The 13,161-nt window shown below is 56.2% G+C and carries 13 protein-coding genes; 9 read left to right on the forward strand and 4 right to left on the reverse strand.

All coding sequences use genetic code 11. The features are described 5' to 3' along the window. The first annotated feature begins 40 nt into the window (after window positions 1–40). From nrfB to JJB97_RS00815, 6 genes are read left to right on the forward strand one after another with little or no spacing between them, the layout of a single operon-like run. Complete coding sequence (nrfB, locus tag JJB97_RS00790) at window positions 41–604, forward strand: cytochrome c nitrite reductase pentaheme subunit (RefSeq protein ID WP_238711892.1); 564 nt, start codon at window positions 41–43, stop codon at window positions 602–604. After that, window positions 601–1,272 (forward strand): 4Fe-4S dicluster domain-containing protein, encoded by a 672-nt coding sequence (locus tag JJB97_RS00795; RefSeq protein WP_238711893.1) that lies wholly within the window; start codon window positions 601–603, stop codon window positions 1,270–1,272. Before nrfB ends, JJB97_RS00795 begins: the two co-directional genes overlap by 4 nt. Next, complete coding sequence (gene nrfD / locus JJB97_RS00800) at window positions 1,269–2,201, forward strand: cytochrome c nitrite reductase subunit NrfD (RefSeq protein ID WP_238711894.1); 933 nt, start codon at window positions 1,269–1,271, stop codon at window positions 2,199–2,201. The genes JJB97_RS00795 and nrfD overlap by 4 nt, the downstream gene beginning before the upstream one ends. Continuing rightward, entirely contained in the window at window positions 2,194–3,894 is a 1,701-nt protein-coding gene (nrfE, locus tag JJB97_RS00805; protein ID WP_238711896.1) for a heme lyase NrfEFG subunit NrfE, read from the forward strand. Before nrfD ends, nrfE begins: the two co-directional genes overlap by 8 nt. Beyond that, window positions 3,891–4,280 carry a cytochrome c-type biogenesis protein CcmH gene (locus tag JJB97_RS00810; RefSeq protein WP_238711897.1) on the forward strand — a complete coding sequence of 130 codons (390 nt, stop codon included), beginning with the start codon at window positions 3,891–3,893 and terminating at the stop codon, window positions 4,278–4,280. Before nrfE ends, JJB97_RS00810 begins: the two co-directional genes overlap by 4 nt. After that, window positions 4,277–4,801, forward strand: a complete 525-nt coding sequence (locus tag JJB97_RS00815; RefSeq protein WP_238711898.1) for a TPR domain-containing protein — start codon at window positions 4,277–4,279, stop codon at window positions 4,799–4,801. Before JJB97_RS00810 ends, JJB97_RS00815 begins: the two co-directional genes overlap by 4 nt. 32 nt (window positions 4,802–4,833) lie before the next feature. Here the strand turns inward: JJB97_RS00815 and chaA are convergent, their stop codons facing one another. Next, window positions 4,834–5,934 (reverse strand): sodium-potassium/proton antiporter ChaA, encoded by a 1,101-nt coding sequence (chaA, locus tag JJB97_RS00820; RefSeq protein ID WP_238711899.1) that lies wholly within the window; start codon window positions 5,932–5,934, stop codon window positions 4,834–4,836. Between the two features lie 415 nt (window positions 5,935–6,349). Between chaA and chaB the strand changes: the two genes are divergently transcribed. Next, the gene (gene chaB / locus JJB97_RS00825; protein WP_238711900.1) at window positions 6,350–6,583 is read left to right on the forward strand and encodes a putative cation transport regulator ChaB; all 234 of its coding nucleotides are present in this window, start codon (window positions 6,350–6,352) and stop codon (window positions 6,581–6,583) included. A 137-nt stretch (window positions 6,584–6,720) separates the two neighbouring features. On the opposite strand, the gene JJB97_RS00830 is transcribed toward chaB, so the two are convergent. Continuing rightward, a complete protein-coding gene (locus tag JJB97_RS00830; protein ID WP_238711901.1) occupies window positions 6,721–7,074 on the reverse strand; it encodes a DsrE/DsrF/TusD sulfur relay family protein in 354 nt (117 codons plus the stop codon). A gap of 394 nt (window positions 7,075–7,468) precedes the next feature. Between JJB97_RS00830 and JJB97_RS00835 the strand changes: the two genes are divergently transcribed. After that, window positions 7,469–8,881 (forward strand): YchO/YchP family invasin, encoded by a 1,413-nt coding sequence (locus JJB97_RS00835; protein ID WP_238711937.1) that lies wholly within the window; start codon window positions 7,469–7,471, stop codon window positions 8,879–8,881. A gap of 6 nt (window positions 8,882–8,887) precedes the next feature. On the opposite strand, the gene narL is transcribed toward JJB97_RS00835, so the two are convergent. Together narL and narX are read right to left on the reverse strand one after the other, a co-directional pair. Continuing rightward, the gene (gene narL, locus JJB97_RS00840) at window positions 8,888–9,538 is read right to left on the reverse strand and encodes a two-component system response regulator NarL (RefSeq protein WP_238711902.1); all 651 of its coding nucleotides are present in this window, start codon (window positions 9,536–9,538) and stop codon (window positions 8,888–8,890) included. After that, complete coding sequence (narX, locus tag JJB97_RS00845) at window positions 9,535–11,328, reverse strand: nitrate/nitrite two-component system sensor histidine kinase NarX (protein WP_238711903.1); 1,794 nt, start codon at window positions 11,326–11,328, stop codon at window positions 9,535–9,537. The genes narL and narX overlap by 4 nt, the downstream gene beginning before the upstream one ends. Window positions 11,329–11,639: 311 nt before the next feature. Between narX and JJB97_RS00850 the strand changes: the two genes are divergently transcribed. After that, window positions 11,640–13,034: a NarK family nitrate/nitrite MFS transporter gene (locus JJB97_RS00850; protein ID WP_238711938.1), complete on the forward strand. Its 1,395-nt coding sequence runs from the start codon at window positions 11,640–11,642 to the stop codon at window positions 13,032–13,034. Window positions 13,035–13,161 lie beyond the last annotated feature (127 nt).

Here is a 13,161-nt window from a genome sequence, read left to right on the forward strand (position 1 = left end):
CAACGCCCCGGGAATGGGGCGCACCGCGAGTGGAGCCATTATGAGCGTGATTCGTTCGTTTTTAGCGGCCGGGGGGCTGGCGTGCAGCCTGTGGCTGGCGTTGCCTGCGGCGGCGGCCGCGCCGTCGTCCGAGCCGTCTGATATTGCCGCCGTGGCGTTGCAGCGCAGCCGCGACAGCGCCTGCCTTGACTGCCATAAACCCCATAAAGACGGGATGCTGGGCCAGCATAATAAGGCGACCAACCCCAATAACGGTCTGCCGGTAACCTGCACAGACTGCCACGGCAACCCATCGCCAAAGCACCGTGAAGGCGTGCGTGATGTGATGCGTTTTAACCATGCGGATTATAGCGTCGCGGAGCAAAACGGCGTCTGCTTCGCCTGCCATCAGCCGGAAAAGCTGCAAAAAGCCTTCTGGCCGCACGATGTCCATCTGGCGAAAGTGACCTGCGCCAGTTGCCATCGCCTGCATCCTGAACAGGATGCGGTAACCGGCTTTAATGATAAGGCGCGTATCAAACTGTGCGTTGATTGCCACAGCGAGCAGCGCAATAACCCGGCATTCAATCCGGCTTCGGTGTGGCCGGATAAGGAGCGACCATGAGCTATTCCCGTCGCCGCTTTCTCGCCGGAGCGGGCGTGCTGGCATTGGCCGGGTTACCTGCCTGCGCGGTGCTGGCGCGCAGCGAAAATATCGGCGGGGTTCGTTACGGTATGGTGCATGATGAAACCCGCTGTATCGGCTGCACTGCCTGCGTGGACGCCTGTCGCGAGGCGAACCTGGTGGCGGAAGGCGTTTCGCGTCTGTCCATTATCCGCAGCGAACCGGTGGGGGATTTTCCGGATGTGAAATACCGCTTCTTCCGCCACTCCTGCCAGCACTGCGACCGCGCGCCCTGTGTTGCGGTATGTCCGACCGGGGCATCGTTTCGTGATGCGGCAACCGGCATTATCGATGTGAATCCGGATTTGTGCGTGGGTTGCCAGTACTGCATTGTGGCCTGCCCGTGGCGGGTACGTTTTATTCATCCCGTTAGCCGCACGGCGGATAAATGCGACTTCTGTCGAAAAACCCGCTTAAAAGAGGGGCGTCAGCCCGCCTGCGTAGAGGTCTGTCCAACCAGGGCGCTGACCTTTGGCAATCTCGACGATCCGCAAAGCGAGGTATCGAAGCTGATTGCCGGCCAAACAACCTACCGCTACAAGCTGGCGCTGGGCACTTTGCCAAAATTGTACCGTGTGCCGTTCCGCTATGGGGAGGTAAAACAATGACCCAGGCGTTTCATTTTCCTGAGCTGGTGTGGGACTGGCCTATTGCAATCTATCTGTTTCTGATTGGCGTTTCTGCCGGGTTGGTCATGGTAGCGATTTACCTGCGCCGTAGCCTGCCTGAGGTTGACGTTACCCGCAGTCCGGTCATGTTAACCACCCTGTGGCTGGCGCCTGCGTCGGTAGCGCTGGGGCTGATTATTCTTATCCTGCATCTGACCCGCCCGCTGGCGTTCTGGAAGCTAATGTTCCACTACAGCTTTACGTCGGTGATGTCGATGGGCGTTATGCTATTTCAACTCTATATGCTGGTGCTTGCGCTATGGCTGGCGATGTTGTTTCGTACCGATCTGTTACGGTTGTTGCGCCGCTGGTTGCCGCCGCTGGCGGCTATTGCCGCGCTGCTGGATCGCGTTAAACACTGGCAGGCGAGCCTGGAAAACATCATGCTGCTGCTGGCGGCGCTGTTGGGCGCCTATACCGGCTTTTTGCTTTCGGCGCTGAAGGCGTGCCCCTTGCTGAATAATCCGGTATTGCCGGTGCTGTTTTTATTCTCCGGGCTGTCGTCAGGCATTGCTGTGGCTATGCTGGCGGCGATGCGCAGTGAAGATAAACGGTTTATGCATCGTCTGCACTGGTTGGAAAAGCCGGTATTAATAATGGAGGTTTTCCTGCTGCTGGCGTTGTTTGTCGGCATGTTACTGGGAGATGAAGGTAAGCTGCGCGCGCTTCATGCGGCAATGGGCGGCGGTTTCTGGACGCAATGGTTCTGGTGGGGCGTGGTGGGCGTCGGATTTATCGCGCCGCTATTGCTGCGCGGCTGGTTACGCAGGCCGCGCATACAGTTAATACTTGCCTGTTCCTGTAGCCTGCTGGGCGTACTGATGCTGCGCTTTTTTATCCTCTATGCGGGGCAGATGACCGTTGCCTGATTACATTGCAACCTGGCTGCCGGAAGTGGGTTACTTTTGTCTGCTGCTGGCGCTGGCAGTCTATTTACTGGCGTTGGCGCGCGGCGTCAGGCGCTGTTTTCACCAGGGCGCTTTACGGGGGGGCGGGCCGCTTCAGGGTTGCGCAATTGCCGCGCTGCTTCTGTTGCTGGCGTGGGCGCTGTTAACGCTGGCGTTTGTACAGAATGACTTCACGCTGCGTTATGTGTTGCAGCAAAGCAACCGGGAACTGCCCCTGGCTTATCGGCTGGCGGCGCCCTGGGGCGGTCATGAAGGATCGCTATTGTTCTGGTGTCTGTGCCTGGGGTTATGGCAGACGTGGATAACCCGACACCTGCGTGGCGGGAAGTTACAAATCTTCACTACGCTGTTCATTACGTTTGCGCAGGTAGGGCTTCTGCTTTTTATTGTTATATTTTCCGATCCGTTTGTCCGCCAGTTTCCGGCGCCGGTGGACGGGCGCGATCTCAACGCAATGCTGCAACATCCGGCTTTAATATTCCATCCGCCACTGCTGTATCTGGGCTATGCCGGTATGCAGGTTTGCTGTGCGTTGCTGCTGGCCGGGTTGTTTTGCCGGGTGCCGGGACGGGCGCTGGCGCGCCGCTGTATTGGTAGCCTGACGCTGGCGTGGGCGCTGCTGACGGCAGGCATTGCGCTGGGTTCATGGTGGGCCTATAGCGAACTGGGGTGGGGGGGCTGGTGGTTCTGGGATCCGGTAGAAAATGCGGCGCTGTTGCCCTGGCTTACCGGCGCGGCCTGTCTACATGCGGTACTGATAATGCGACGCAGCGGCCATCTGGCGCGTAGCGCTGCGCTACTGGCGGCCGTTAGCGCGCTGCTGGCGCTGACAGGCACGCTTATTGTTCGCTCCGGCATACTGCAATCGGTACATGCGTTTGCGTTGGATGAAGTGCGCGCGCTGCCGCTGTTTGCGTTTTTCATTGTACTTAATAGCGCAATGCTGTGGGGTTTTGCTGTCGGCGCGCGCCGCTATCGCGCCACGCCTGCAGGAGCGGCATTGCCTTCGCTGTGGCTGACAGGCGGCATTGGAACGTTCTGCGCGGTCGCGCTGGTCGTATTGGTGGGGACGCTGTTTCCGATGGTTTGGTCGTTCAGCGGCGCGGGGAAAATCTCCGTGGGCGCGCCCTATTTTAACCGGGTATTGCTGCCGTTTGGGTTGCTGGCCGTTGTGTTGATGCTCGCAGGTAGCAGAAGGCGAAATATACCGATGTGGCTGGCGCACGCGGGGGTGCTGATATGCGCTATCGGTATCGCCAGCTCGGCCTGGCTGAAGACGGAAATCAGCGTCGCGCTGTTGCCTGGTGAAAGCGTTCAGCTTGATGTTTATCGTTTTACCCTACACGAGGGCGAGCTGGTTACGGCCGGTAATTATACCGCCCAGAAAATGAGTATTGACGTGCAGCGTGCAGATAAGCTGGTCGCGCGGCTGCATCCTGAACGTCGGTTTTATACTGTCCGCAACCAACGTATGTTTGAGCCGGGCATCGCTACAGACGGCTGGCGAGACTGGTATGCGCTGGTTGCGCAAAAACAAGGCGATCGCTATGCGGTGCGCCTGATGGTCCAGCGTGGCGTGCGGTTTGTCTGGTTTGGCGGCGGGTTAATGGCGCTGGGGGCGCTTGCTGCGGCTCTGAGCAGGAGGAGCGGATGAGGGGGATTGGGATATTTCTGGTCTGGGCTTTTCTACAGAGCGCGGCGGTAGGCGCTGTCGTGGATACCTGGGCTTTTCGTTCGCCCCTAGCGCAATCGCAGGCGTTGTCGGTGGCGGCCAGTTTACGCTGCCCGCAGTGCCAGAATCAGAACTTACTCGAATCCACCGCGCCGGTAGCGGTAACCATGCGACATACCGTATTTCGTATGACTGAAGAAGGGAAAACCCCGGCTGAGATAGCGGACTATATGGCGGCGCGCTACGGTGATTTTGTGCGCTATCAGCCGCCGCTGCGCGGCGCGGCGTGGTTGTTATGGGCATTACCGCCGCTGCTTTTCGTCGCGCTGGCGGCGGCGCTGTGGCGCTGGCGACGGAGGCTGTCGTGAAACGAACGATTCTGGCTGCCTGCCTTTTGGCTGCTATGGCCTACGCTGCCAGCGGGCGTTGGCAGGGGGTGATTCAACAGCCGAACGTCGCGCAGAAGAAGACGCAACCGACTCAGCTTACTCCGCGCAGCGGTGACGACTGGGCCCGCCTGGGCGATGAACAGCTTCGCGCCGATAGTTATGAGGAGGCCCTTGAGGCCTATCGCCAGGCAATGCGTCTGCGTGGCGGCGACGCCAGACTGTATGCGGCCTACGGTACAGCGCTTTACTGGCAGGCAGGCCAGACGATGACCCCGCAGGCCCGGGCATGGCTGGACCAGGCGCTGGAATCCGATCCACAGGAGGTGACGGCGCTGCTGCTGCTGGCGTCTGAGGCTTTTATGCAGGCTGACTATACGCAGGCGGTATCGCGGTGGAAGCAGGCGCTGGAAACAACATCAGCGCGGGTGAATCGTGAACGCGTCATTGAGGCGATTCACATGGCGCAGCAGCTTGAACAACAAACCGGCGCCCAGCCCTGAAAAGAGGCGGGCCGGTAAGGCCCGCTGCAAAATCAGGCAAAAATAGTTATCAGGTAGGCGGCAAACAGCGCCAGGTGCGCTGAGCCGTTCAGTACATTGGTTCGGCCAGTAGAAAATGAAAGCTGGCACAACATCAGCGAAGCCAGCATTACAACCATTTCCGGCGCGCCCAGTGAGAAGATCAGCGTATTACCGGTCAGCATGGCAATTAACGTCACCGTCGGCACCGTCAGGGAAATGGTTGCCAGCACTGAGCCGAAAAACAAGTTCATCGCGCGCTGTACCTGATTGTTTAATACGGCTTTAATTGCCCCCAGACCTTCCGGTGATAAGATCAGCAGCGCCACGAGAAAACCGGTGAAGGCAACCGGCGCGTTCATCCAGGTCAGCAGCGACTCAAGCGGCACCGCGTTCATCTTCGTGACGGAAATAACGGCTATCAGGTGGATAATCAACCACGCCGCATGCCATTTATTGCTGTGCGCAGAAGGCTTGCCGTGGTGCGGATCGTCGTCATCGCTCTCGTCCTCATGCTCGTACACAAAAAGACTTTGGTGTGTTTTGGTCTGGATAAGCAGGAATACGCCATACATGGCGGCAGAAATCAGCGCGACTAACAGCGACTGCCCAACGGTAAAGTTGCCAGTCGGCAACGCCATGGGAAAGACCAATACAATAACAGCCAGAGGAAACAGCGCGATAAGATACTGCTTAATACCAAACAGGTTGACATACTGCGTGGCGAACTTGCGCCCGCCCATCAGTAGTGCGAAACCGACCAGACCGCCGGTGACAATCATAATGATGGAATAGAGTGTATCGCGCATCAGCGTCGGCGCGGCATCGCCAGTCGCCATAAGCGCGGAAATAAGGCTTACCTCAAGAATAACGACGGAAAGGCTCAGAATGAGCGAACCGTAGGGTTCGCCAAGACGATGGGCAAGTACATCGGCATGGCGTACTACGCTAAAGGCACTGGCGAGAATGCCGATTAGCGCAAGAACATTAATACCCGCCACGGCAGGCAGCGACTGGCTGCTGCCCCAGAAAAACAGCACGACAAGCGCTAACGCCGGAAAGATGAGGGAGGTCTCCTTATGGCGGGTTTTCACTACGTCATGGTTTTTTGTCATTCTAATTCTCCAGAATTGCAGGTAAAGGGCTGGCACTCATTATAGTAAGTCTATGAATGGTCGATAAAATACCAAATATTTCAAAATTTATCCGGTTTTTTACGAAAATTTACCGCATAACTTAAAAAATAGCCCCATAGCCTGTAATTTTATATTATTTAAATAATACTCTTATTTTACAATCAGTTATGCTTTTAGTTATTCAATTAATCATTATTTCGCGAAGGGGCTGTTTCACTTGCATGCCTGGCGCCTGGTCCAACCCACATCGATGACGCAGGCCGTTTCATTGCCAGCCGTGCAGGATACGAAACGTACAGATAATCCGTAAGGATTATCCCTTTAAACTGCCGGGCAAAAATAGCGCTGCCAGACCAGGCTAAAATAAGGTTATTTGCCTGAATGAGGAAATATTATGCCTTATGACACCCGAAGCGAACTGCCGGAGAGCGTACGCGGCGTATTGCCCCCGCACGCCCAGGATATCTATAAAGAGGCGTTTAACAGCGCCTGGGAGCAGTATCGTGATAAATCAGCGCGGCGCGGTGATGCGAGCCGTGAAGAGACGGCGCACCGCGTTGCCTGGAGCGCGGTAAAACAGCGCTATGAGAAAGGTGACGACGAACGCTGGCATCCAGTAAAATCATAACGCATGCATTTTATCATGCGCAGACGCCGGGCTTTAAAAAGGCGCGTGAAATAATAAGTGAATGGCCTCAATGGGGGCCAGGGCGCAAGTGTGGGTAAGGGGGGCGCGCCGGGGAAAAGGGCCTGGCGCGCGCCCGCTCAGAAAGTGAGGACTTTATCGGCTGCCAGCGTCCACTCCGCCAGCTCTATTAGTGTACCGATTTCAACCCCGTCGATTAGCGGCAGGGGCGTAATGCCACGGCCATCGGCGCAGGTTTTACATAGCTTCACTGCCACACCCTGAGCCGTCAGAATTTCCAGCATTTGCTGGATGCTATATCCTTCGGCGGGTTTCTGGCTGCGCAGCCCGGCGGTGACCGCGTCCGACATCAGAAACAGTTTTAGCGCCGGCGCGTTGTTTTGTTCACGTAGCGCAATCGCAAGGCGCAGGCTGTTAAACAAGGATTCGCTGCCATACGCGGCGCCGCTGGCAATAATTAATACTTTCTGCATTTTTTCTTCCTTATGGCTTGCAGTACGTATCTGCATTAACGGGGGGAGTATATGCCTGCGATACGGCTATCGCCAGGCCACTGTAAACGCAGAGTTATTCGCCTTCGCATCGTTTGAATAACTGAGAGCAACGGCTGCGCGGCTTTAACGAGACGTGCGGATTCGGCGTCTCGTTGTTGTAGGTAACGTTCAGCAAGCCTGGTCTGTCTGCAAATGGTATATTTCTGTTTTTGCAAAGAAATTTTGTTGAGAAGCCTGCTTCTGTAACAAATGGCGAGAGTTTCAGGCGTATCCCCGTAAGGGCTGCGCCTGTTGTAAAATAACAAAATATTATACTCTACCGCCTGGTAATAAATTTCCCATACCAGGCTGGAACCGTTACATTATTTGAGTGATGCAGTACGCGTATTTACCTGTCTTTGTTTTCATTTCCACGCTCTGCCTGGCGGCTGAGGGCGCTAGCGCGCAGTCTTCTTTTATTCAGCGCGCAGACAATCCATTCGTTAATAATGGCGATATGTTGCCCGATCTTGGCTTTGTTCCCGAAGACGACACTAGCGAAAAAACCATTGCTTCAATGGTAAAAACGTTCGGGGAAGCCAGTATGACCGACAATGGGCTGAGCACCGTTGAACAGGCGCGCCAGTTCGCTTTTAGTCAACTACGCGACGTTGTGGCAGATAAAGTCGCCAGCGAGGCGCAGTCGCTGCTCTCGTCCTGGGGACGTGCCGACTTTACGCTGGCGGTGGATCTGGAGGGCAATTTCACAGGCAGCAGCGGGGCGCTGTTTACGCCCTGGGAGGACAGCAACAGTCACCTGACCTGGACACAGATTGGCGTCAGCCAGCTAAACCGTGGGCTGGTCGGCAATCTTGGCGCTGGCCAGCGCTGGGTGGCGGGCAACTGGTTGCTTGGTTATAACACATTTTATGATACGCAGTTTGACGACCGTCTCCGGCGTGCAGGCCTGGGCGCCGAGGCATGGGGAGAATACCTGCGCCTGTCGGCCAACTACTATCAGCCGCTTGGCGACTGGCGCCTTACCGGCGTTACCCGGCAACAGCGTATGGCGCGCGGCTACGATGTTACCGCTCAGGCCTGGCTGCCGTTTTATCGCCACATTAACACCAGCGTTAGCCTGGAACACTATTTTGGGGATAACGTTGATCTATTCAATACCGGCTCAGGCTACCGCGATCCGGTGGCGTTAAAAGTGGGGGTGAGTTATACCCCGGTGCCGTTAATGACGCTCACAGCCAGCCACAAGCAGGGTGAAAAGGGTAATACGCAGGGCGATTTGGGGCTGAAGGTCAACTACCGCTTCGGCGTACCGCTGGCGCAGCAATTATCGGCGGCAGAAGTGGAAAGCACGGCTTCGCTGCGCGGCAGCCGCTACGATCGCGCTGAGCGCAGCGGCCTGCCGGTGATGGCGTATCGGCAAAGTAAAACGTTGTCTGTATACCTGGCGACACCGCCGTGGGAGCTTAGCCCGGCGGAAACGGTGCGGCTTAAGGTGCAGGTGCGCTCGCGGCACGGGGTAAAGCATATTTTCTGGCAGGGCGATACCCGGGCGCTGAGCCTGACGCCGCCGGCCAGTCCAAATACCCTCAACGGCTGGACAATAATTATGCCTGCCTGGGACGATAGCCCGGATGCGGAAAACGCCTGGCGGCTATCGGTAACGGTAGAAGATGAAAAAGGGCAGCGCGTGACCTCAAACTGGATAACGCTGCGTCTGCGCGAGCCACTGCAAATGTGGCCGCAGGATGATACGCGCTGGCAGTGGTTGCCAGCGGCGGATGAATAGCCGGTATTAAAAAATACGCTCCTGATGAACCCAGACCGCCGCTTCCACGCGCGATTTCAGCTTCATTTTTTTCAACAAATGCTTCACGTGTACCTTCACCGTACTTTCTGTGATATCCAGCCGGCGCGCGATCATTTTATTCGGCAGGCCCTGAGCGATAAGCTTCAGAATATCGCGCTCGCGCGGCGTAAGTTGCGTAATATCGCGATCGGAGGTAGCGCGATTTGCACGCAGACTGGCGGCCAACACCGGCGTAAGCGCCTCGCTTAGCACCATTTCTCCCGCTGCCGCTTGTTGCAGCGCCTTTAGCAACTCTTCCGGCTCCATGTCTTTAAGCAGGTAGCCGTCAGCGCCGCGCTTAAGGGCAGTGACGACATCTTCTTCATGATTTGAGACGCTAAATACCACTACCCGGCCAGAGAGCGCTTTTTCGCGCAGTTTATCCAGCGTTTCCAGCCCGTTCATACCGGGCATATTTAAATCCAGCAGTATCAGATCGGGATCGAGCGCTTCTGCCAGTTCCACACCCTGCTGGCCGCTGCCGGCTTCGCCCACAACGCGAATAGCCGGCGCCATACTAATAAGTTGTTTTACACCACTGCGCAGCATGGGATGATCGTCAATAAGTAAAACGGTGGCGCTGTCCTGAGTCGTCATTTTTCGCTCCTGTTGTGTGAGGGAGTTGAAGCTGCGGGGATAAAGTTCACGACCACTTCGGTGCCGCCGCCCGGGCGCGAACGTATCTGGCAATCACCTTTGAGGCTATGCGCGCGATCGCGCATGATAACCAATCCATAATGGTTGCTTTTTTCGCCGCTGCCTGTAATGCCACGGCCGTTATCCCAGATAATCATGCGTACCTGCTTTCCATGCTGTGTAGCGCAAACGCCAGCGGCGGTGGCGCCAGCATGTTTTAACGTATTGTTCAGCGCCTCACGCGCTATCTGCACCAGATGGATAGCCTGGTGGCCAGGTACGCAGCGCGGCGGCAATTGATAAATAAGTTCGACTGCAAAGCCGAGCCGGGCGCTGAACTCCTGGCAACTGGCCTCCAGCGCCGGGCGTAACCCCGGTTCAGTAAGCTTAAGGCGAAAAGTCGTCAACAGTTCGCGCAACTGCCGCCACGAGGTATTCAGTTCGCCGCGAATTTGCGCCAGCAAATCGCGCGTGGGCTGCGTCAGCGTATCTCCCTGCATTTGCAGGCAGCTAACCTGTATTTTCATACAGGATAGCGACTGCGCGATAGAATCGTGCAATTCGCGAGCGATAGCGGAGCGTTCTTCCATCACAACGAGCTGCTGCTGGCGTTCGCTCTGGCGCTCAAGGGCAAGCGTTGTGGTAAGTTGCTCCATGAGGGTGTCGACTAATTGCTGGCGGTCACGGCTTAGATTTTCGCCTAACGGGAGCTTCGCCAACACCAGCCCATATTGCGTGTGGTTATCAAGCAGGCGCCATTTCAGCGTCGTACATTCACCGGCAGGGAGCGGGGCGAGAGTGGGGCAGGCATCGCAGCCTGACTCAGGGCAGTCGGCGTTGGCGCGCCAGGTAAACTCCTGGTAATTTTCTTCGCTGCCGCATTCGTAGACCCGTAGCTCAATTTCACGCAGCGGCGTCAACTGCTGTAATTCGCTGAGTACTGGCATGACGCGGTGGCAAAACGGAGCCTGGGAATGCAGACGGCGGTTGGCGCTATAAAGAAAAGAGAGCGCTTCGTTAGTGCGCGCAAGGCCCGCGGTTTTGTCTGCGACTCGCTGTTCAAGGCTGGCGTAGCTTTCGGCGAGTTCCGCCGACATACTGTTGAGCGCGTGTCCAAGCGTCGCCATCTCATCGCGGCCGGGTATCTGAGCCCGCTGGCGGAAATCCCGTTGACCGATAGCGTTCGCCATTGTCATTAACTGTCGCCACGGGCGCAGCAAACGCTTGCGTAGCCAGATAACGGTAAAGATGAGCAGCAGACCCATCAGCACGGTCATCGCCTGTTGCAGCATAATAATATGGCCAATGCGCAGTTCAGTGGTGTGATCAAATGACGTGACTAACCGGTCGATATGGCCGACGTAGGCCGCGACTTTATCGCTGACTTCACTGCGCGTGCGCGCAGCGGCAATGGCGGGAGCGAGCACTTCTTGCCAGTAATCGCGCAGGGCGTTGAGCTGCTGTATCTGATCGTCGCGGCGCGCGGCGCGCGTCAGTTCAGCGCTGGCGGCGGTACGCGACATTTCATCGAGAAGTTCGCTTTCTTGCGCGGTTAAAGGAATCGCCGCCAGAAGGCGGTAACTCTGCATTCGCAGCGTGCCGGCTTTGTTAATAGCATGCGCGCTGCCCTGAATGCCCTGCCCCAGCCAGCCGGCCAGCCCCATACCGGCCACGCCCAGTAGCGCCAGCAATAGCACAATCAAAGCTAGCTGGTTGACCAGCGTCAGCGGTGAAAGGCAGCGTTTTAACATGGGCAAGCGGCTCCGGGCGCGGGGTTATGCTGAAGTTATGCTTATTTTCAGACATCCTTCGGAGTATACCCATACCAAAAAATAGGTACCACTTAATTTCACATGGTGTCTGCGGGGCGGTATATAGCCATGCATGGCGTGGCAGTTCGGTGAAAAACAAGATGTTTTTTTGGAGCGAAAAATAATCCATTATGGGTAAGGTTAAATTTTCATCGGTCTTCTGCCGTATTATCCATTGATTTATATCAACTTAAGTTCATCCGTAGCCCCTAAGGTGGCGGCAATTAAAAATGCATAAACGTGAGGTGTTTATGACCGAGTCTGCCGTTACTACACGCTCTACTGGCGCGACAATAACCGAGTGGCAACCGGAGGACGCGGCTTTCTGGCAGCGCCGCGGTAGCCGTATCGCCAGCCGCAACCTGTGGATTTCCGTACCCTGTTTGCTGCTTGCATTCTGTGTCTGGATGCTATTTAGCACCGTGGCGGTCAACCTGAATAAGGTTGGTTTTCATTTTACGACCGATCAACTTTTTATGCTGACAGCGCTGCCTTCCGTCTCCGGGGCGTTGCTGCGCGTGCCGTACTCCTTTATGGTGCCCATTTTCGGCGGCCGTCGCTGGACGGCGTTTAGTACAGGCGTTCTGATTATTCCGTGCATCTGGCTTGGCATGGCGGTGCAGGATACCACCACGTCGTTCAGCACCTTTATTATTATCTCCCTGCTGTGCGGTTTTGCCGGTGCGAACTTTGCTTCCAGCATGGCGAACATCAGTTTCTTTTTTCCCCGGAGTAAACAGGGCGGCGCGCTCGGCATTAACGGCGGTCTTGGAAACCTTGGCGTAAGCGTGATGCAGCTACTGGCTCCGCTGGCGATTTCACTGTCTGTTTTTGCCTTTTTCGGCGGCGGCGAAGGCGTGGCGCAGAGCGACGGCACGCGTCTGTATCTGGAAAATGCAGCCTGGATTTGGGTGCCGCCGCTGGCTATCTTCACTCTGGCGGCCTGGTTTGGCATGAACGATCTGGCAACGTCTAAGGCGTCTTTCCGTGAACAGTTGCCGGTGCTTAAGCGCCCGCACCTGTGGATTATGAGCCTGTTGTATCTGGCGACGTTTGGCTCGTTTATCGGTTTTTCCGCCGGGTTTGCTATGCTGTCCCGCACTCAATTTCCGCAGATAGATGTCATGAGTTTTGCCTTTTTTGGTCCGCTGGTTGGCGCGCTGGCGCGCTCAGCCGGGGGAGCCATCTCCGATCGTTTCGGCGGTACGCGGGTGACGCTGGTGAACTTTGTTTGTATGGCGGTATTCAGCGCGCTGCTGTTTACCACGCTGCCTTCAGGTGGGCAGGGTGGAAACTTCTATGCGTTCTTCGGCGTGTTTATTCTGCTGTTTCTGACCGCCGGGCTTGGTAGCGGTTCAACATTTCAGATGATTTCGGTCCTTTTTCGCAAGCTGACGATTGATAGTGTAAAAGCGCGTGGCGGCAGCGAGGCGCAGGCGATTCGCGAAGCGGCGACGGATACTGCAGCCGCGCTGGGGTTTATCTCGGCTATCGGCGCCATTGGCGGCTTCTTTATCCCGAAAGCCTTCGGTACTTCGCTTGAGCTTACCGGCTCGCCGGTTGGCGCAATGAAACTCTTTTTGGTGTTCTACATACTCTGTGTGTTGATTACCTGGGGCGTTTATGGCCGTAAGGCAAAACGCTGATCGTTATTTAAATTTGTTATCCTTTTGCGCGGCAGATGCCGCGCTTTTTTTCAGCTTGATTAGTTACAACATGCTAATAAGGCCACATCTAATCCAGAAAGAAGGATAGTACAATATAATTGGCTTA

Source organism: Tenebrionibacter intestinalis, assembly GCF_016632365.1.
Classification (GTDB): Bacteria; Pseudomonadota; Gammaproteobacteria; order Enterobacterales; family Enterobacteriaceae; genus Tenebrionibacter; species Tenebrionibacter intestinalis.